The sequence below is a fragment of the Xenorhabdus sp. PR6a genome (genome assembly GCF_028599065.1).
GTDB lineage: Bacteria > Pseudomonadota > Gammaproteobacteria > Enterobacterales > Enterobacteriaceae > Xenorhabdus > Xenorhabdus doucetiae.
Genome location: NZ_JAQRFJ010000163.1, coordinates 1 through 1173 on the forward strand (window position 1 = coordinate 1; position 1173 = coordinate 1173).

The window sequence follows — 1173 nt, forward strand, 5'->3', positions numbered from 1 at the left end:
GGCCGATGTGATGAGCACCAACGGGAAGCCAGACGCCAGCATGATAAGCAACGAGGCACCCGAACCCAACGCGGCTATAGCAATCAATGGGGTAAGTATCGGCTGATGTACCTTAAAGCGAACCCTTTATGTGTGATATGCCTGAAAGCCAATACCTACACCCCGGCAACCATTGTTGATCACATTATCCCGATAGACGGTGACAGTGATGTGTTGTTCTGGCCTGACTTCAATCATCAATCGGTATGCCATAGCTGCCATAACACCAAGACGTTTACACAAGACCCGATAACCAAGCAGAAGCGCAAGAACGGTGAGTATCGGGAACAGGAAGAACGGGCGGCAAAGTGTCGGGATTGGTTAGTGGCAGAATGAAACCATCACATCAAGATTGAGTATTGATAACAAAGAAAATGGTTTCAAATGAAATGATTAGGGTGGGGGAGTAAAAAATGACAAATACCCCCTGACAGGAACCGCCGCGTCCTCGAATTTTTATGCGCGGCACTTTTTTAGATAGCAGTAATTTTTATAGGAATCAAAACATTATGGCAAGGGCACCTAAACCCCCAGTTTATTTAAACGCTATCGCCGCCGAGCAATGGAAATCGAAAGCGAAACTGTTAAACGAGCGTGACGACCTCAGCCCGGCAGACTGGAACAACTTAGAGCTGTATTGCGTCAACTATGCGATCTACCGTAAGGCCATCGAAGATATTGAGTTGCGCGGGTTTGCGGTGGAAGGTTCACGCGGCGCGGCGACCAGTAACCCGTCATTAAAAGCCAAGGCTGACGCGGAAAAAATCATGATTAAAATGTCCTCCCTGCTGGGCTTTGACCCGGTATCACGGCGTAGAAACCCGGTGGAAACGGAGGCTGAGGACGAGTTAGATCGCTTATGAACGCATGGAAACAGTACGCCCTTGATATCCAAAACGGCAATATTCCGGCCTGTAATCGTCTGAAACAGGCGGTAAAACGCTACTATAACGGCCTGAATAACCCGCTTTACGTGTTTGATAGCGAGGTTGTCGGGCGTTTTATTGGCTTCTCCCGTCTCTGCCCACATGTCAAAGGCCACTTGCGCGGTCAACCCATTGCCTTAGAGCCGTGGCAGCAATTCGCCTTTGCTAACCTGCTCGGCTTCAAGGTGAAAGCGACGGGGCGTAGAAA

At 49.4% G+C, this 1173-nt stretch carries 2 protein-coding genes and 1 pseudogene; all 3 read left to right on the plus strand.

The window, feature by feature from the left end; genetic code table 11:
- On the plus strand, window positions 1-375 hold a 375-nt coding region (locus PSI15_RS18040; RefSeq protein ID WP_273584720.1), incomplete at its 5' end, for an HNH endonuclease.
- Window positions 376-548: 173 nt separating this feature from the next.
- The gene (locus tag PSI15_RS18045) at window positions 549-902 is read left to right on the plus strand and encodes a phage terminase small subunit P27 family (protein ID WP_273584721.1); all 354 of its coding nucleotides are present in this window, start codon (window positions 549-551) and stop codon (window positions 900-902) included.
- Window positions 899-1173 (plus strand): annotated as a pseudogene (locus tag PSI15_RS18050) (terminase large subunit); the annotation flags it as partial. The gene PSI15_RS18045 and the pseudogene PSI15_RS18050, both read left to right, overlap by 4 nt.